Source organism: Pseudomonas sp. TE50-2 (assembly GCF_040813665.1).
Lineage (GTDB): Bacteria > Pseudomonadota > Gammaproteobacteria > Pseudomonadales > Pseudomonadaceae > Aquipseudomonas > Aquipseudomonas soli.
The window spans coordinates 2,675,281-2,693,452 of record NZ_JBFNXN010000001.1 but is presented as its reverse complement, the minus strand read 5'-3'; the positions used below and the strand labels follow the sequence as shown (position 1 = coordinate 2,693,452).

Genomic DNA, 18,172 nt, shown 5'->3' with positions numbered 1-18,172 from the left:
TCTCCTCAGGCCTTCGGCTCGGTGTCGGCGGGTTTCGGCGCGCTGGCCAGGGCCTGCAGCAGGGCCGGGTCCTTGATGGCCTTGAGGATGATGTCCTCGGCACCGGTCTTGCCGTCCATGTAGGTCAGCAGGTTGGCCAGCTGGGTACGGGCCTCGAGCAGCTGGTTCAGCGCGTCGACCTTGCGTGCCACGGCGGCGGGGCTGAAGTCGTCCATGCTCTCGAAGGTGATGTCCAGGCTCAGGTTGCCTTCACCGGTCAGCTCGTTGGGCACGTTGAACGCCACGCGGGGCTTCATGGCCTTGAGGCGCGAGTCGAAATTGTCGACGTCGATCTCCAGGAACTTGCGGTCGGCCACCGCCGGCAGTGGCTCGGCGGGCTTGCCGGCAAGGTCCGAGAGCACGCCCATGACAAAGGGCAGCTGGACCTTCTTCTCGGCGCCGTACAGCTCGACGTCATATTCGATCTGCACCCGCGGCGCACGGTTGCGCGCGATGAACTTCTGGGAGCTGTCTTTCGCCACGTTGTTCCTCCTGGTCGCCGGTACGGCGGCGTTGCTTGTTGCGGGCGTCGGTGTTGATGCGGTGTCGAGGCGTCAGTCGCCTTCGGGGCCGCGCAGGTTCTCGAATTGCGACAGACCCTCGGGGATCAGGTCGCGGACGATGGTCGCGAAATCGGCGTTGACCAGGTTCTTCGCCCGGCGCAGCAGTACCGGCAACGGGCTCGAGGGCTCGTGGCGGGCGTAGTACTGGAGCAGGCGTTCGAGGCTCTGCAGCACGTCGTCGCGGCTGTTCACTTCGCCGGGCCGCGCCGTCGGGCGGGGTGCGGCGGCGCTGGCAACGGGTTGCCGGTCGTCATGGCTGCTGCTGGCGGGTTGCTCTTCGCTGCTGCTCGAAGGCGGCGCTGCGCCTTCCGGGCTGTAGTCGGCCAGCACCTGCTGGACCTGACGCAGCGGCTGGCGCAAGGCGGACAGATCGACGCCGCTGGACGAGCCGACCTGGTCATTGACCCGGCTCTCGATGACGTCAAGGGCGTCACGGGCCAGTTGCAGCGCCTGGCGGCACTGTTCGAGCTGCTCGGGGTCGGCATCGCGCAGGGCGGCGGCCAGTTCCTCGGCGCTCAGCTGCTCGCTGGCGAAGTGCTGCACACCGGCTGCATGCAGGGCGGCGCGCAGGGTCACCGGGCCGAACGCCCGGGAGCGCACCAGCACGGCGTCGCGCAGCAGGCCGATGTTGGTGTCGCAGGTAAGGCCGGCCAGGGCGTTGATGCGTACGGTAGGGTCGTTGTCGTCGGCGGCGTCCAGCTGCGGGTGCAGGTGCAGCCAGTATTCGCCGAGCAGGTCGCGGATCAGCTCGAGGCTGGCGGCCAGGCCCGGCAGGCCGTGCAGGGCCAGGTTGGCCTGGACCAGGAAGTGGGTGATGCGCAGGTCCTTGCTGCGTTGCAGCAGGTCGGTGCAGGACTGTTCGATGGCACGCCACTGCGGCGGTTCGGCTGCTTGCACGGCATCGCCCATCACGCGCTCGGGGCGGCCCTGGGCATCGCGTTCCAGTTGCAGGAAATCGGCGTCGTATTCGAGGTCGTCGCCGCACGGGAAGTCTGCGGAAACAGCGGCGAGCAGCTGCGGTGAGTTCACCAGAAATCGATCTCCATATCGGCCCTTGGCGAGGGCTTCGTATGCGCCAAGTTACAAATGTGAATTGGCGCACAAACTTGTCAAAGAATGCGAAGTTGATATCACTGTGATATCACTTTGGCACTCTTAAGTTGCGCATTTATGGTTTATTTCCAAATTGCTGTCAAGGTAAGCTACGCGCCGCGCAAGGTGACTGTGAACCAGTTGGCAACCCTTGGCGTCCATTGGTCAGGTGCCATCAAAGTGCCTTGCCGATAGGGTTTAATACGACCTTCCGGGAAGCGTATTTTGGCATCGGGCCCTTGATTTCAAAGGGCTTGGTCGAAATGCGAGGTCGGGCTCGTTTATCCACTCAAATGGATAGATGAGTGTTTCATATATATGCAAGGAGGCATGATGGCACTTTGCCTGACCATTACCAGTTATCACAAGATCACCCCGGGGCAGTGCCCGGAGAAGTTGCTGGAAAACGGTGCCATCAGCGTCGGTCGGGCCGCGGATAATGATTGGGTACTTCCCGATCCGGAACGCCTTGTTTCTTCGAAACATTGTGTGATCCAGTTCAAGGATGGTCGCTACTATTTGACCGATAACAGCACCAATGGCGTGGAATTGGTGCATGCCGGTATTCGCCTTCGTCGCGGTAACAGTGAGCCGTTGATGGACGGCGAAGTTATTCGAATTGGCGATTACGAGATCCAGGCACGTATCGATTCCGGCTTGTCGATCCCGTTTGCCGGGCAGCCCGAGGCTCACAGTTTCGAGGCCTTGATGGCCAGCCAGGGGGCCGCCCCCAGTGCGCCCATCGCCGGTGCGCCCGCCGCCTTCCTGCAGGGGGCGTCGAGCCACGACACCCTGCCGGATTTGTTCGATTTTCTCGGCCCCTCCAGCGTACCGCCTGTCAGCCAGCCGGATCATGTCCCCGCGCAGCAGCATGATTTTCGACCGCCCACGCCGGTGGCGCCGCCCGCGCCGTTACCGGCAGCCACGCCCGGCGCGCCGGGCGTGATCCCGGATGACTGGAACCTGTTCGATGAAACCCCGGCGCCTGTTATCCAGCCCGCCCCTGTACTGGCGCCAGCACCGCCACCGCCGCTGCCGGAGCCACTGACCCCGAGCGAGCCTGTTGTTCGGCCGCAGCCCGTCGTGACGGCTGCCGCGCCTGCTGACAGCGATGCGCTGCTCCAGGCTTTCCTGCGTGGCGCAGGCATCGAGCACCTGCGCATCGACGCCGTCGATGCCGCCGCGCAGATGGAGGCCATTGGCCGCAGCTACCGGCTCATGGTCGAAGGCCTGATCGATGTGTTGCGCGCGCGCAGCAGCCTGAAAGGCGAGTTCCGCATGCAGCAGACCACCATCGCCCCGGTACAGAACAACCCGCTGAAGTTCGCCCCCAATGCCGACGAAGCACTGTTGTTGCTGCTACGCGAGGGCAACCAGGCGTTCATGGCTCCCGACCAGGCGGTACGCGACAGCTTCGACGACCTGCGGGCCCACCAGCTGGCGGTGATGGCGGGCATCGAGGCGGCGCTCAAGCACCTGCTCAAACGCTTCGAGCCCGCCCACCTGGAAGAGCGCCTGGCACCCGCCGCCGGGCTGGCCAAGCTGTTCGGCGGTTCACGCCAGGCCCACTGCTGGCAGCAGTTCACCGAGCTCTACAAGCAGATTTCCCGCGAGGCCGAAGACGACTTCCAGGACCTGTTCGGCCGCGAGTTCAGCCGCGCCTACGAGGCCCACAGCCAACGCATTCAACGTTCCTGAGGCCAACGCCCGGGATACAGGAAGAACACAAGACGTCATGAGGACGAGGATGAGTGCAACAAGACTGATCGCAGCCCTGGCCATGGTGCTGCTCAGTGCCTGCAGCAAGGACACGCCAAGCGAGCCTGCCCCCGAGGCGGCGCCCGCGACGGGCGTCACCCTGTACTTCAGTGCCGCCGCCGGGCTCAACCCCGGTGCCAGTGGCATGCCCGCGCCGGTACGGGTGCGCATCTACGAGCTGAAGAACAGCGCTGCGTTCGCCCGTGCCGACTACTTCGCCCTGGCCGAACGCGCCCAGGCCACCCTGGCCGCCGACCTGATCGACCAGGACGAAGTCCTGCTCCAGCCCGGCGAGCAGCTGCGCCTGGAGCGCCCGCTCGACCCGGCCACGCGCCAGGTCGGCCTGGTGGTCGGTTACCGCGAGGTCGACCGCGCCCAGTGGCGCAGCGTGCTGCCGGTACCGCCCCGTGACTATCAGATCAGCCTCGATGTGCGCGCCGTGCGCAGCGCCGTGGCCACCCCACAACCTGAGCCTGCCCGCTAGGCAATCGGAGAAAGCATGTCCTGGAACAATCGCGTGGTCTGGTCGGAAGGGATGTTCATCACCACCCAGCACTTCCAGCAGCACGACCGCTACCTGGAAAACTTCGTCGATGCCCGCAGCCGGCCGCTCAGCGCCGCCGCCTGGGGCTTTTCCGAACTGCTGATCGATCAGGGCCTGCTGGCCCAGGGCAAGCTGGCGATCCTCAGCGCCCGTGGCCTGCTGCCGGATGGCACGCCGTTCGATATTCCCCGTGACGACCTGCCGCCCGCGCCGCTGGAGATTCCCGACGACCTGCGCAACGGTGTGATCTACCTCGGCCTGCCGCTCAAGCGTGCCGGCGCCCGCGATACCGTGGACGACGGCGAGGTGCCTGACGGTGCGCGTTACGTCAGCCGTGTCAGCGAAGTGCGCGACGACAATGCCCCGTTCGAAAACCGCGCGCCGCTTGCCCTGGGCAGCCGTGCCCTGCGCCTTCTGCGCGCCGAGGATGGCCTGAGCGACTATGCCGCGTTGGGCGTGGTGCGTATCCGCGAGAAGCGTGCCGACCGCGCACTGGTGCTGGATGACAGCTACATCCCGCCGCTGCTCGACGTGGCCGCCAGCAACCAGCTCTCGGGCTTTCGTGGCGAGCTGCTGGGTCTGCTGCACCAGCGCGGCGAAGCCCTGGCCGGGCGCGTGGTCGCCTCGGCCAATGGCGGCGCCTCGGAGATCGCCGACTTCATGCTGCTGCAACTGGTCAACCGCGCCCAGCCGCTGGTCGAGCACCTCAACCAGCTGACGCCGCTGCACCCCGAGCGGCTGTACAGCGAGCTGGTGGCCCTGGCCGGCGAGTTCGCCACCTTCACCCGCGATGGCCGCCGTCCGGAAAGCTACCCGGTGTACCAGCACGACGACCTGGCGGCGACCTTCGCCCCGTTAATGGCCGCGCTGCGCGAGGCGCTGTCGATGCTGATCGACAGCAAGGCCGTGGCCATCCCGCTGGTCGAGAAGGCCTACGGTATCCATGTCGGCATGCTCGCCGACCGCAGCCTGCTCGACAGCGCCAGCTTCGTGCTGGTGGTGCGCGCCGACGTGCCCAGCGAGACCCTGCGCAGCCGCTTTGGCCAGCAGAGCAAGATCGGCGCGGTGGAGCACATCCGCGACCTGGTCAACCTGCAACTGCCGGGCATCGGCCTGCTGCCGCTGCCGGTGGCGCCACGGCAGATTCCGTTCCATGCCGGTTCCACCTACTTCGAGCTCGACCGGGGCAGCGAACACTGGAAGCAGCTGCAGCATTCCGGTGGTTTTGCCTTCTACGTCGCCGGCGAGTTCCCCGGTCTGAACCTGGCCTTCTGGGCCATTCGAGGATAAGCCGCGATGCAATCGGACGATCCGCTCGCCAACGACCGCACCCAGTTCATGCCGCGCCCCGGTGGCCGTGGCCCGCAACCGGCCACGCCGGGGCCTGCGCAAGCTGCGCCGCCGCCACCCCTGAACGTGCCGGCCGAACCGCTGGCGCCGGGGCAGGCGGCGGGCCTGAACCCGCTGGAGCAGGCGGCCGGTCCATTGCTGGCGCTGCTCACGCGCCTGCGCAACACCATCGCCCATCCGGCCCCGGCCAGCCTGCGTGCGCAACTGCTGGCCTACCTGCGTCAGTTCGAAGAGCGTGCCGAGGCCGCCGGGGTGCCGCGCAACGAGGTGCTGCTGGCGCGCTATGCCTTGTGCACCGCGCTCGACGAGGCGGTGCTGAGCACGCCCTGGGGCAGCGCCAGCGACTGGGGCAAGCAGAGCCTGCTGATCACCGTGCACAACGAGGCCTGGGGCGGCGAGAAGGTGTTCCAGCTGATGGAGCATTGCCTGCAGAGTCCGCGTGAACGCCTGCACCTGCTGGAGTTGCTGTACCTGTGCACCAGCCTGGGCTTCGAAGGCCGCTACCGGGTGATGAACGGTGGCCGCGCCCAGCTCGAGGCCCTGCGCGAGCGCACCGCCGCGACCATCCGCAGCGCCCGTGGCGAGTTCGAGCGCGAGCTGTCGCCGCACTGGCGCGGTGTCACCGTGGCCCGCGATCGCTTGGCGCAGTTCGTGCCGCCCTGGGTCGGCCTGGCGGTGGCCCTGGCGTTGCTGCTGCTGGTGCTGTTCGGCCTGCGCCTGAAGCTGGCGGCCGACGCGGAGCCGGTGTTCCGCGGCATTCATGCCCTGGGCGAGATCCCGGTGCAGGCCATGGATCGTCCGGTGGTGCAGCCCAAGCCGGTGGAGCGTCCGCGCCTGGCTGGTTTCCTTGCCGAAGACATCAAGGCCGGCCGGGTCGCCGTGCAGGACGCGGTGGACCGTTCGGTGGTGACCATCCGTGGCGACGAACTGTTCGCCTCGGCCAGCGCCAGCATCAAGGGCGACTTCGAGCCGTTGATGCTGCGCATCGCCGAAGCCGTGGCGAAAGTGAAAGGCAACGTGAAAGTCACCGGCCACAGCGACAACCAGCGCATCGCCACGCTGCGCTTCCCGTCCAACTGGGCGTTGTCCCAGGCCCGCGCCGAAGAGGTGAAAAACCTCCTCGCCGCCCGCACCGGCCAGCCCGAGCGCTTTACCGCGCAGGGCCTGAGCGACACCGAACCGCTGGCGTCGAACGACAGCGCGCAAGGCCGGGCGAAGAATCGCCGGGTTGAAATCACCGTTCTGGCGGAGGGCGTCGAGTGAAGGCGTTTTTCAGTTTTGTCATTCGCTGGGTGATTCCGCTGCTGGGCCTGCTGGCCCTGAGCTTGATCATCTGGTTCCTCGGCCCGTTGCTGGACATGCTGGTGCCGGCCGCTCCGCGCCTGGTACTGATCGGCCTGTTGTTCACGGTGTGGATCGCCTACCGCGTGTGGCGCATCGTCCAGGCCCGCCGTCAGGCGGCCAAGGTCATGCAGAGCCTGGCCGCGGAGAGCGCGCCGGACCCCGCCAGCGTGGCCACCGCCGAAGAGCTGGCGACCCTGCGCCAGCGCATGGACGAAGCCCTGGTGCTGCTGAAGAAGGCACGCCTGGGCGGCGACGAGCGACGCAACCTGTATGAACTGCCGTGGTACGTGATCATCGGCCCGCCCGGCTCGGGCAAGACCACCGCGCTGGTCAATTCCGGCCTGCACTTCCCGCTGGCGGCGCAGCTGGGCGAGGGCGCCATCCGTGGTGTTGGCGGTACGCGCAACTGCGACTGGTGGTTCACCGACCAGGCCGTGCTGCTGGACACCGCCGGCCGCTACACCACTCAGGACAGCCATGCCCAGGTGGACAAGGCGGCCTGGCTGGGCTTCCTCGAGCTGCTCAAGAGCCAACGCTCACGCCGCCCCATCGACGGCGCGTTCATCGCCATCAGCCTGTCCGACCTGCTGCTGGGCAGCGACGCCGAGCGCGCCGCCCACGCGGCGGCGATCCGTACCCGCATCCAGGAGCTGTACAGCCAGCTGGGCGTGCGCTTCCCGATCTACCTGATGCTGACCAAGCTCGACCTGGTGCCGGGGTTCATGGAGTTCTTCGACACCCTGAGCAAGGAAGAGCGCGCCCAGGTGTGGGGCGTGACCTTCCCGCTCGACGATGGCCAGCAGGGCGACGGGCCGCTGGCGCAGTTCGGCAATGAATTCGCCTTGCTGGAGCAGCGTCTGAACCAACGCCTGGTCGAGCGCCTGCAGCAGGAGCGCGATCCGGCGCGGCGCGATCTGGTCTACGGTTTCGTCCAGCAGTTCGCCGCCTTGCGCGGCAACCTGAAAACCTTCCTCGACGGCATCTTCAAGCCCAACGCCTTCGAAGAGCGTGCGCTGCTGCGCGGCGTGTATTTCACCAGCGGTACCCAGGAAGGCAGTCCCATCGACCGCCTGATCGGCAGCATGGCCCAGAGCATGGGCCTGGACCGTGCCCACCTGGCGCGACAGAACGGCACCGGGCGTAGCTACTTCATCGAGAAGCTGTTCAGCGCCGTGGCCTTCGCCGAGCGCGGCCTGGTCGGCAGCAATCCGAAGGTCGAGCAGCGGCGCAAGTGGATCGCCCGTGGCGCCCTGGCCCTGAGCGTGGCCCTGGTGCTGGTAGTCGGTACCCTGTGGACCCTGAGCTACCGTGCCAACCAGCAATACATCGCCGAGGTCGACAGCCGCCTCAAACCACTGGGCAAGAGCGTGCAGGAACTGAGCCCGGCGCAGCGCAACGTGGTCGAAGTGCTGCCGCTGCTCAATGGCGTGCGCCGCCTGGCCGAGGATCCGCCCGGCTGGGCCGAGGGCCTGGGGCTGTATCAGGGCGACATGCTCGAAGGCGAGTCGGACAGCGTCTATCGCAAGCTGCTGATCGCCATCTTCGCCCCGCGCCTGGTCACTCGCATCGAGGAGCAGTTGTACGCAGGGGGGCCGTCCGACTACCTCTACGAGGGGCTCAAGGCCTACCTGATGCTGGCCGACGGCGAACACTACGACGCCGAGTTCATCAAGGCCTGGGTCACCCTGGACTGGGAACGCAGCCTGCCGCGCGACCTGGCCCCGGACCTGCGCCAGGCCCTGGAGCAGCACCTGGCTGCACTGTTCGACAAGCGTCCGCCGAACGCCCGCCTGGACCAGCGCCTGATCGACGACACCCGTCGCCAACTGCAGCAACTGCCGGTGGCCCAACGGGTCTACGACCGGGTCAAGCGCCAGAAACTGCCCGCCGGGGTCAGCGACTTCCGCGTCAGCGATGCCGCCGGGCGTGACGCCGCGCTGGTGTTCCGCTTCAAGGACGGCAAGCCGCTGAGCGAGCCGCTGCCGGGCATCTTCACCGTCGAGGGCTACCGCAAGGCCTTCCTCGCCGCCAGCCTGGCCCACAGCGAGACCCTGGCCGAGGAGCGCTGGGTGCTGGGTCGCGAGGCCAGCGAGTCGGCCGATGCCAAGCGCCTGGCCGACGATGTGCTGCAACTGTACTACCAGGACTACATCCGCCATTGGGATGCCTTGCTGGCCGACCTGGACTTCGTGCCGATCACCAGCGTCGGCCAGGCCGCCGATGTGCTGCGGGTGTTGTCCGGGCCGACCTCGCCGATGAAGAAGCTGCTGCAGGCGGTCGCCAAGGAGACCAACCTGGCGCAGCCGACCACCCTCGACAAGGTCCAGGCCAAGGCTGAACAGGCCGGCGTCGATCAGTTGCGCCAACGCCTGGGCGGCCTGCTCGGCGATGCGCCCCTGCCCAGCGACAACCCGGCCGCCCGCGAGGTGGACCCGGTCACCGCGCACTTCGCTGAACTGGCCGCGCTGGTGGAAACCGGCGAAGGCCAGCCTGCGGCTATCGACGGCCTGCTTACCGACCTCAATGCCCTGTACGTTCAGGTCAGCGCCATGGTCGGCGCCAGCGGCGACGCGCTGCTGGGCGAGGCCAAGAACCAGGCCCAGGCCGCCGCGCAGCGTGTTGCCCTGGGGGCCGCGCGTCAGCCGAAGGTAGTGCAGAACCTGGTGAGCTCGGTGCTTGGCTCGACCCACAACCTGGTCATGGGCGGAGTGCGCAACCAGCTCAACGCCGCCTGGACCAGCGAGGTGGTGAACGTCTATCGCCAGTCCCTCAGCGGTCGCTATCCGTTGGTGGCCGGCAGCTCGCGGGATGCGACCCTGGAGGACTTCGGCCTGTTCTTCGGCGTCGGCGGGGTGATGGACAACTATTTCCGCAAGTACCTGCAACCCTACGTCAACACCTCCAGCACCCCCTGGAGCTGGCAGCCGGGCGCGGCGCAGAAGCTGGGGATCAACAGCAACGTGCTGTACACCTTCCAGCGCGCGGCGAGCATCCGTGACGCGTTCTTCCGCAACAGCAACGGCGTGCAGCCGGGGGTGCGCTTCGAGCTCAAGCCGGTGGCGATGGACGCGACCATCACCCAGTTCCTGCTCGACCTCGACGGCCAGCAGGTGAGCTACGACCACGGCCCGAGCCGGCCGGTGGCGTTGCAGTGGCCGAACCCGAACAGTATCGGCGTGGTGCGCCTGTCGATCTCGCCGCCCTCGGCCAGCGGTCGTTCGGGGCTGACCGTGGAAGGGCCGTGGGCCTGGTTCCGCCTGCTTGACCAGTCCGACCTGGTGGCCGGTGGCTCGCCGGAACGCTTCAACCTGCGCCTGCGCGTCGACGGAGCCAGCGTGTCCTACGAGCTGCGTGCCAGCAGCGCCTTCAACCCGTTCCGCAGCCGAGTGCTCAGCGGTTTCAGCCTGCCGGAGCATCTGTGAACGACGTGGGTTTCTACGGAAAGCTGGCCTGCCGCGGCGACTTTGTCAGCCGCGGCCTGCCGCACGGTTTCATCCAGCCCTGGGACCAGTGGCTGGCGGCGGGGATCCAGGCGAGCCAGCAGGCCCTGGGCGAGCGCTGGCTCGAGGCCTATCTGGTCAGCCCCTTGTGGCGTTTTGCCCTGGCGCCGGGGCTTTGCGGGCCCGAGGCGGTGGTCGGGGTGCTGATGCCGAGCATCGACCGGGTGGGGCGGTACTTCCCGCTGACCGTGGCCCAGGTGCTGGAGCCGGGGGAGCCGCTGGCGCCTGTGGTGGCCGGGGCCGAGGAATGGTTCGAGGCGGTCGAGGAGACCTTGCTGGCGACGCTTGAGCCGGGAGCCGCCTTCGAGGATTTCGAGGCTGCCTTGCAGCCTTTTCGCGGCGCGAGGCCGCTTGTGCAAGAGCCGCGTGCGACGGTGGGCGGGCTGCAGCGGTTGGATGCGACCACGCCGCAGGGGCGCGCACTGGCCTTGGCCGAATGCGCCTGTGAAGGCATGAGCCTTTGGTGGGGCAGGGGTTCCGAACGGATCGCCCCGGGGCTGATGCGCTGCGCGGGCTTGCCGCGCAGCGAGGATTTCGCCGGTTTTCTATTGGGTAGCGAGGCGCGGATCGGATGACCGGCATGCAGTACACAGCGGCCAGCTACAGCCATGTCGGCATGGTGCGCAAGATCAACGAGGACGCCTGCCTGGAGTTGACCTGGGCAGGCCTGTGGGCGGTGGCCGACGGCATGGGCGGCCATGCGGCGGGCGATTATGTCAGCAGCCTGGCGGTCGATAGCTTGCGCAGCCTGCCGAGGCTCGATTCCCTGGACGACTTTGCCGGCGAAGTGCGCGACGGCCTCGCCTGGGTCAACGGCATCGTGCGCGAGGAAACCGCGCGCCGTGGCGTGGCGATGATGGGCAGTACCGTGGTGGTGCTGGCCGCCCGAGGCGACCAGGCCATCGGCCTGTGGGCCGGCGACAGCCGCCTGTACCGCCTGCGCGACGGCCGTATCGAGCGCCTGAGCCACGACCACAGCTACGTCCAGGAGCTGCAGGACAGCGGCCTGCTCAACGAAGCCGAAGCCCGTGTGCATCCTCGCGGCAACATCGTCACCCGCGCCATCGGCGTCGAGGACCACCTCGAGCTGCAGGCCGTCGCCTTGCAGGTGCAGCCCGGCGACACCTACCTGCTGTGCAGCGACGGCCTGAACAAGACCGCCGAAGACCACGAGATCGCCGAGGTGCTCGGCCACGCCGATCCTTATGAGGTGGTGCGCAGCCTCGTACACCTGGGGCTGACCCGCGGCGCCCCCGACAACATCACCGCCGTCGTCGTTAAGGCCAGCTGAAGACATCATGGACATGCAGATTCCCGGATTCGACATCGACAGCGAGCTTGGCCAGGGCGCCATGGCCAGCGTGTACCTCGCCACCCAGCGTTCCCTGGAGCGCAAGGTGGCGCTGAAGATCATGGCGGCGAGCCTGGCCGCCGACCCGACCTTCTGCGAGCGCTTCCTGCGCGAGGGCCGCACCCTGGCGCGGCTGGCGCACCCGAACATCGCCACCATCCATGACATCGGCAATGTCGGCGAGCTGTACTACATGGCCATGGAGTACCTGCCCAGCGGCACGCTGAAGGAGCGGATCGCCGCAGGGCTGACGCCCGAGCAGGGCCTCGTCTACGTGCGCCAGATCGCCCAGGCGCTGGGTTATGCCCACGCCCAGGGCCTGGTGCACCGCGACGTCAAGCCCGCCAACATCCTGTTCCGCGCCGACGGCACTGCGGTGCTGTCGGACTTCGGCATCGCCAAGTCGCTGGATGACCGCACCCAGTTCACCCAGGCCGGCTTCGCCGTCGGCACGCCGAGCTACATGAGCCCGGAGCAGGCGCGCGGCATGGACATCGACGGGCGCGCCGACCTGTATGCACTGGGTGTGGTGCTGTACGAAATCCTCGTCGGCAAGCTGCCGTACAACGGTACCGATGCGTTGTCCACGGCGCTGGCGCACCTGACCGAGCCGCTGCCGGAGCTGCCCATCGAACATGGCCGCTACCAGGACATCCTGCGCGGTCTGCTGGCCAAGGATCCCAACGAGCGCTTCGCCGACGCGGCGGCGTTGCTGGCCGCACTGGACCGCTTGACGGTCCAGGCGCCGGCCGAGGACAACGACAGCACATTGGTTCGCCCGCTGCCGATCCCGCCACCGGCCATCCCGCAGCCGGTGTCCATTGATATTCCGCAGGCCGTTGCCGCTCCCGTGAGCGAGCCTGCCCGGCGGTCCGAACCCAAGCCCGCGCCTGCTGTGAAGCCCGCCTCGAACAAGCCGGCCAAGGCCGTGCTGGCGGTGGCGATAGCGGCGGCGCTGGGTCTGGGCGGCGCGTTCTTCTGGTTGCTCGGCGGCAATGACGCGCCCGCGCCTGAAACGCCGGTGGTGCAGGCGCCCGCCGACAGCGTGGTCCCCAGCGAACCCAAAGTCACGCCGGTGGCCGCCTCGGACGACGGTCGTCCACTGCTGATGCCCGGCAAGAAGACCCTGTTCCAGCGTGTGCTGACCAAGCCCGACGCCCAGTTGGTGGCCCAGCCCGGCGATGCCTCGGGCGAGACACTGCCGGCTTTCTCCGTGCTCTATGTCTACCAGCGCAAGGACGTCGGCGGCCAGGCCTGGGTCCAGGTCGGCGCCGCCAGCGACGGCCAGCGCGAGGGTTGGCTGCCGGCGGCGCAGACCAGCGACTGGAAACAGAGCCTGGTGCTCAAGTTCACCGAACGCTCGGGCCGCTCGCCGGTGATGTTCATGCGCCAGGTGGACGATGTGCAGCATCTGCTCGACGACACCCCGCTGGCTCGCGACAGCCTGCTCAAGGCGCAGAACAACCCCGACCAGGTGCCCCAGGTCATGGCCCTGGAACCGGCGGCCAGCGCCGTGCCGCAGAACCAGTTCTACCTGATGCCGATCTTCGACTACCGCGAAAGCTTTGACGCTGGCGGCCAGCCGGTGCAACTGCTCAACATCGCCTCCATCGACCCCGGTGCCAGCGCCCGCGACAGCGCGCCCAAGGCGGCCGGCGTCGCGGCGGTCGGCGACAACAGCTTCCGTACCGGCATCGTCCTGGTGGTGGACACCTCGGTGTCCATGCAGCCGTACATCGATCGGGTACGCCAGGTGGTCAGCGAGCTGCAGCAGCAACTGGCGGCCCGTGGCGAGCTGGACAGCGTCAGCTTTGGCTTGGTCGGCTTTCGCAATAGCGTCAAGCGCACCCCGGGCCTGGAATACCTGAGCAAGACCCTGGTCAGCCTGGAGCAGGGCCGCGATCCGGCGCGTTTCCTCAAGGCCGCCTCGCAGGTCAAGGCCACCAGTGTTTCCAGCCACTCGTTCAACGAGGACGCCTTCGCCGGCGTGATGCAGGCGGTCGAGGGCATGGACTGGTCCGGCTACGGCGGGCGCCTGATCCTGCTGGTCAGCGATGCCGGCGCACTGCGCAAGAACGACCCGTTCAGCAGCACCCAGATGAACGAAGCCGAAGTGCGTCAGGCCGCGCTGAGCAAGCAGATCAAGATCTACGCCCTGCACCTGCGCACCCCCGCCGGGGTCAAGAACCACGGCGCGGCCGAGACCCAGTACCGCGTGCTTACCGCCGACAGCAACCCGCAGATCGGCGACCTCTACGTCAGCGTGCCGGGCGGTGAAGTCGGTGCTTTCGGCGACCGCGTGCGCGAGATCGGCTCGACCTTCGCCGAGCTGGTGCACCAGGTGCGCAACCAGCAACCGCAACCCGTACCGCTGCTGACCTCGGCCTCGAGCCTGGCGGCCAAGTCGCAGGCCATCGGCTACGCCATGCACATGGACTTCCTGGGTCGCCACGGCGCCAGCCAGGCGCCGCAACTGGTCAGCGCCTGGACCGCCGACCGCGACCTGACCAACCCGACGCTGCCGACCCTGCAGGTGTGCGTGATGCTGACCAAGCTGCAGCTCAACGACCTGCAGCAGTCGCTCAAGCTGATCGTCGATGCCGCGCGCAAGACCCGCAGCTCGCCGGGCGACTTCTTCAACGAAATCGCCAGCGCCAGTGCCTACATGAGCCGCGACCCCGGCGCGTTGCGCAAGGGCGCCAACCTGGCCCAGGGCGGCGTGCTCGGCGAATACCTCGACGGCCTGCCGTACCGCAGCAAGTCCCTGAGCATGACCCAGGACCTATGGCTGTCGCTGTCGGTGGCCGAGCAGGAAGACTTCATCGACGAACTGGACTCGAAGATCCGCCTGTACGAAACCTTCCACAACGACATGGCCAACTGGGTGCGCTTCGGCAAGGCCGAGCCGGGCGACGCCCTGTACCGTGTCCCGCTGTCGACGTTGCCGTGATGATCCGCCTGGACGGGGTGCGCAAGACACGCGGGCAGGGTGCCCAGCGTTACAGCCTGGAGATCGACCGCTTGCACCTGGCGGCGGGCGAGCGGGTGGCGCTGGTCGGGCCCAGCGGCTGCGGCAAGAGCACCTTGCTCGACCTGCTGGCGCTGGTGCTGGCGCCGGATGCGGCGCAGGGCTTCGCCCTGGGCGGCGAGGATGTCGCCGGGCTGTGGCGTGCCCGGCAGCTCGACCGCCTGGCCAGCTGGCGCAGCCGTCACCTGGGCTATGTGCTGCAGGCTGGTGGGTTGCTGGGTTTTCTCGATGTGCGCGGCAATATCCGCCTGCCACGCCAGTTGCTGGGGCTCGGCGATGACGGCAGCGTCGAGCGTCTGGCCGAAGCGCTGGATGTGCACGACCAGCTGGGCAAGAAGCCTGCGACCCTGTCCCTCGGCCAGCGCCAGCGGGTCAGCTGTGCCCGTGCCCTGGCCCATGGCCCGGCATTGTTGCTGGCCGATGAACCCACGGCGTCCCTGGACCCGGTGAACGCCGATAGGGTGATGCAATTGCTGTTGCGCGAGGCCGAGGCGCGCCAGGTGACCTGCGTGGTCGCCACCCATGACGAAGCCCTGGCCCGCCAGGCCGGGCTGACGGTGCTGCGCATGGCCTGCCGGCGTGACGCCGACGGCGGCGTCACGGCGAGCCTGGAGAGGGCCGCCTGATGCGCCCGCTGCTGATCGCCGGGCTGGCCTGGCAGGACTACCGCAACGATGCGCGGTTGTCGGCGTGCGCCGTGCTGGCGCTGGTGGCGGTGATCGCGCCGCTGCTGGTGCTGTTCGGGCTGAAGTTCGGCCTGGTCGGCAGCCTGACCGAGCGCCTGCAGCGCGACCCGGGTGTGCGCGAGATCATTCCGCTGGGCGGTGGGCGCTTTCGCGCCGAGTTCATCGAGGAACTGACCCAGCACCCGCGAGTGGCCTTTGCCATCCCGCGCACCCGGCAGATCGCTGCCACCGCCGAGCTGTTGCTGCCAGCCCATGGACGTGGCCTGACAGTGGAGATGCTGCCCACTGCCGAGGGCGACCCCTTGCTGGCACAGGTCGCTCCCCCGGATGGCCTGCAACAGGTGGTGCTGAGCTTTACCGCTGCGGAAAAACTCGGTGCCAGGGCCGGGGACGAACTGCAGGCCAGCTTCAGCCGGCAGCAGGCCGGGCAGCTGCAATGGCGACGCACGCGTCTGCAGGTCAGCAGCGTGCTGCCCCTGGCAGCGTTCGAGCGTGATGGCCTGTTTGCCTCGCTGCAACTGCTCGAAGCCGTCGAGGATTACCGCGATGGCCGCGCCGTGGCTGCGCTGGGCTGGCAGGGGGAGGAGCAAGGCAGCGCGTCAGCGCGGGTGTACCCGGCCTTCCGCCTGTATGCCCGCGAACTGAACGATGTCGAGCCACTGCGCCAGTTCTTCGCCGAACGCAAGCTGCTGGTTTCCACACAGGCCGCGCAGATCGCCCAGGTGCAATCGCTCAGCCGCAATCTCGACCTGGTGTTCTGGATCATCGCCAGCCTGGCCGTGGCCGGCGCCGTAGCGGCCATCGCCGCAGGCGCAGTGGCGGCGGTCGAGCGCAAGCAGCGCGAGCTGGCAGTGCTGCGTCTGCTGGGCTTCGGCACTGCTGCGCTGCTGTTGTTCGTGGTGCTCCAGGCGCTCTACAGCGGGCTGCTGGCCGCCGCCGTGGCGGGGCTGTTGTACCTGCTGGCCGAACATGGCCTGAACCGACTTTTCATGCAGGTGCCCGGCGAGTTCGCCAGCCACCTGCTGCCCATGCACTACCTCGTTGCATTGTGTGCCGTGCTGCTGGCCAGCACCGCCGCCGCCGCCCTGGGCGGCTGGCGGGTGGCGCGCATCGAGGCTTGCCAAGGAATACGTGATGTCTGATCGCCGCCTCGGGGCTGCCGCCCTGCTCCTGACCGCTTTGAGCCTGGGCGCCTGTTCCCCGGCCGATGGCGACGACAAGGCCAAGCCAGTTGCCCAGGCGCAGCCGGGGACTGAAAGCAAGCTCGACAACCCCAAGCCGTTGCCGGGCGATGTCAGCCTGCCGCTGCCTTGTGGCGGTGAGCTGGTGCTGCGCAGTGTCTATGTGCTGGCCCAGGGCAGCCTCGACGACCGCGAGGTCAACCTCGGCTACCCGTTCAGCGAAGGCGAGGCCGGCTACAAGCAGTCGTTCATCTCTGGTTACCGACGCGACTTCATCAATGGCCAGTTCAGCCTGCAGGACCTGGCGCCACAGTGGCAGAAGGCGGTTGCGCCAAGCCTGCCGAAGGTCGAGAAAGGCAGCCCGCTCACGCCGATGATGTACTTCATCGGCAAGTACGAAGTGACCGCCCGCCAGTACGCCCAGGTGATGGCCCAGGCGCCGTCGCTGGCCGGCGGCGACGCGGCACCGGCCTGCGAGGCGAACAACGATGCGGCGGGGCGCCTGCCCAAGGTAAAACTGTCGCGCTTCGAGGCCGAACGCTTCGCCGCCGTCTACAGCGCCTGGCTGATGAAGCACCACCGCGACCTGCTGCCGGTCAGCGGCCGAGGCAGCAAGGCCGAGGATGGTGGCGTGGGCTTCGTGCGCCTGCCCACCGAGGTGGAATGGGAGTTCGCCGCCCGTGGCGGTTCGGCGGTCAGCCGCCAGGAGCTGGAAGGGCGGTTGTTCCCGCGCAAGGTCGAAGGCGCCGACAGCGAAGGGCCGCTGGGCGACTTCGCAGTGTTCAACCAGGTCGCCGGTGGTACCGGGCAGGCGGCGCGGCTGATGCCGATCGGCACCAGACAGCCCAACCCGCTGGGCTTGTTCGATGTGATCGGCAACGCCGCCGAGATGGTTCAGGAGTCGTTCCAGCTGGTCAACGCCGGGCGCCTGCAGGGCGCCTACGGCGGCTTCGTGGTCAAGGGCGGCAACTACCTCGAAGGCGAGGGCACCTTGTTCACCGGCATGCGCCGCGAGTACCCGCTGTTCGGCGTCGACGGCACCGAGCAGCGCAACGAGACCACTGGCTTCCGCGTGGCCATCGGCGCCTTGTCGGCCCCGCGCTCGCGCTACCAGGAGCTGTTCGAGCAGTGGCAGAAGGAAGGTCGCCTGGCCGGCCTGACCGACGACATCGACGCCGCCCAGGACCCGACCAAGCGCCTGGACAGCATCATCGCCGCCGCCACCGACCCGCGCCAGCAGGCCGAGCTGGGGCTGGTCAACGAAGAGCTCAAGCGCAACGTGTCGCTGATCGCCCGCCAGCGCGAGGAAGCGGCCGGCAATCTGATCCAGTCCGCCGCCCTGGTGGCCGAGACCGTCAATAACTACAACATTCGCCTGACCAACCTGCAGAACACCCAGGCCAAGGCCGAGGCCTCCGGCGACCAGACCAGCGCGCGCATGTACGGCGCCGCCATCGCCAATGGCCGCGCGGCCCTCGACGGCGCCGTGGCGATCTACATCGACAACCTGGCCAGCGGCACGCGCTACACCGACGCGGTGATCCAGGCGCAGTTCCAGCGGGTCAAGGAAGAGCTCAATCGCAAGCCGGTGCTGGGCAACAGCCTGGTCACCCGCGCCACCCTGTTCGTCCGCCACGTCGGGGAGTACCGCCAGAACCGGCGGGCCGATCCGGCGACGATCCTCAAGGAGCTGCTGGCATCGGCCGCCCCGCGACCCTAAGGACAGCTTCGACAGA

13 protein-coding genes are annotated in these 18,172 nt (G+C 67.9%); 11 read left to right on the top strand and 2 right to left on the bottom strand.

The genetic code is table 11. The annotated features are described in order from the left end of the window. Positions 1-5: 5 nt before the first annotated feature. Together tssB and tssA are read right to left on the bottom strand one after the other, a co-directional pair. Positions 6-521, bottom strand: a complete 516-nt coding sequence (gene tssB, locus AAHK21_RS12305) for a type VI secretion system contractile sheath small subunit (RefSeq protein WP_023632506.1) — start codon at positions 519-521, stop codon at positions 6-8. Between the two features lie 72 nt (positions 522-593). After that, on the bottom strand, positions 594-1,631 hold the full coding sequence (tssA, locus tag AAHK21_RS12300; protein WP_217867564.1) for a type VI secretion system protein TssA: 1,038 nt from the start codon (positions 1,629-1,631) through the stop codon (positions 594-596). A 396-nt stretch (positions 1,632-2,027) separates the two neighbouring features. On the opposite strand from tssA, the gene tagH reads away from it, so the two are divergent. From tagH to AAHK21_RS12245, 11 genes are read left to right on the top strand one after another with little or no spacing between them, the layout of a single operon-like run. Further along, the gene (gene tagH, locus AAHK21_RS12295; protein WP_367857377.1) at positions 2,028-3,392 is read left to right on the top strand and encodes a type VI secretion system-associated FHA domain protein TagH; all 1,365 of its coding nucleotides are present in this window, start codon (positions 2,028-2,030) and stop codon (positions 3,390-3,392) included. 49 nt (positions 3,393-3,441) lie between these two features. Next, entirely contained in the window at positions 3,442-3,936 is a 495-nt protein-coding gene (gene tssJ / locus AAHK21_RS12290; protein WP_094011582.1) for a type VI secretion system lipoprotein TssJ, read from the top strand. A gap of 15 nt (positions 3,937-3,951) precedes the next feature. Further along, on the top strand, positions 3,952-5,286 hold the full coding sequence (gene tssK, locus AAHK21_RS12285) for a type VI secretion system baseplate subunit TssK (protein WP_367857376.1): 1,335 nt from the start codon (positions 3,952-3,954) through the stop codon (positions 5,284-5,286). 6 nt (positions 5,287-5,292) lie between these two features. Then, positions 5,293-6,609 carry a DotU family type VI secretion system protein gene (locus AAHK21_RS12280; protein ID WP_367857375.1) on the top strand — a complete coding sequence of 439 codons (1,317 nt, stop codon included), beginning with the start codon at positions 5,293-5,295 and terminating at the stop codon, positions 6,607-6,609. Further along, positions 6,606-10,112 carry a type VI secretion system membrane subunit TssM gene (gene tssM / locus AAHK21_RS12275; protein WP_367857374.1) on the top strand — a complete coding sequence of 1,169 codons (3,507 nt, stop codon included), beginning with the start codon at positions 6,606-6,608 and terminating at the stop codon, positions 10,110-10,112. The genes AAHK21_RS12280 and tssM overlap by 4 nt, the downstream gene beginning before the upstream one ends. Then, a complete protein-coding gene (gene tagF / locus AAHK21_RS12270; RefSeq protein ID WP_367857373.1) occupies positions 10,109-10,765 on the top strand; it encodes a type VI secretion system-associated protein TagF in 657 nt (218 codons plus the stop codon). The genes tssM and tagF overlap by 4 nt, the downstream gene beginning before the upstream one ends. Positions 10,766-10,770: 5 nt before the next feature. Further along, positions 10,771-11,481 (top strand): PP2C family serine/threonine-protein phosphatase, encoded by a 711-nt coding sequence (locus AAHK21_RS12265; protein ID WP_269147906.1) that lies wholly within the window; start codon positions 10,771-10,773, stop codon positions 11,479-11,481. A gap of 7 nt (positions 11,482-11,488) precedes the next feature. Next, on the top strand, positions 11,489-14,491 hold the full coding sequence (locus AAHK21_RS12260; RefSeq protein WP_367857372.1) for a serine/threonine-protein kinase: 3,003 nt from the start codon (positions 11,489-11,491) through the stop codon (positions 14,489-14,491). Further along, complete coding sequence (locus AAHK21_RS12255; RefSeq protein ID WP_367857371.1) at positions 14,491-15,195, top strand: ABC transporter ATP-binding protein; 705 nt, start codon at positions 14,491-14,493, stop codon at positions 15,193-15,195. Before AAHK21_RS12260 ends, AAHK21_RS12255 begins: the two co-directional genes overlap by 1 nt. After that, positions 15,195-16,397: an FtsX-like permease family protein gene (locus AAHK21_RS12250; protein WP_367857370.1), complete on the top strand. Its 1,203-nt coding sequence runs from the start codon at positions 15,195-15,197 to the stop codon at positions 16,395-16,397. The genes AAHK21_RS12255 and AAHK21_RS12250 overlap by 1 nt, the downstream gene beginning before the upstream one ends. Next, positions 16,390-18,156, top strand: coding sequence for a formylglycine-generating enzyme family protein (locus AAHK21_RS12245; protein ID WP_367857369.1), 1,767 nt, complete (start codon positions 16,390-16,392; stop codon positions 18,154-18,156). Before AAHK21_RS12250 ends, AAHK21_RS12245 begins: the two co-directional genes overlap by 8 nt. Positions 18,157-18,172: the final 16 nt, after the last annotated feature.